The sequence below is a fragment of the Pseudomonas sp. P1.31 genome (genome assembly GCF_001269815.1).
Taxonomy (GTDB): domain Bacteria; phylum Pseudomonadota; class Gammaproteobacteria; order Pseudomonadales; family Pseudomonadaceae; genus Aquipseudomonas; species Aquipseudomonas rustica.
Window position 1 is genome coordinate 1 of sequence record NZ_LHVN01000046.1, and the last position, 214, is coordinate 214.

The following is a 214-nucleotide window of genomic DNA, read 5'->3' on the forward strand; positions in this document are numbered from 1 at the left end:
CGGCGTTCATCACCGCGTCCAGCGAACCAAACTTGTCCGCCAGTTTTTGCGCCCCGCCCGGGCCGACCGAAGGAATGTGCAACTTGTCGAGGAAACCGCCGAGCGTGGTGCTGGCCGCGAATTCTGCGCCCAGCTCGCCCTGATCCTGAATCTGCAAACCATGCCCAAGCAGTTCAGTGATCACCTGCTGGTTATGCGCATCTTCAAAGAAGCT

At 59.3% G+C, this 214-nt stretch carries 1 protein-coding gene; it reads right to left on the reverse strand.

The window, feature by feature from the left end:
- The coding region (locus tag AD669_RS27825) for a hypothetical protein (protein WP_156316196.1) at positions 1-214 on the reverse strand (214 nt) is incomplete at both ends.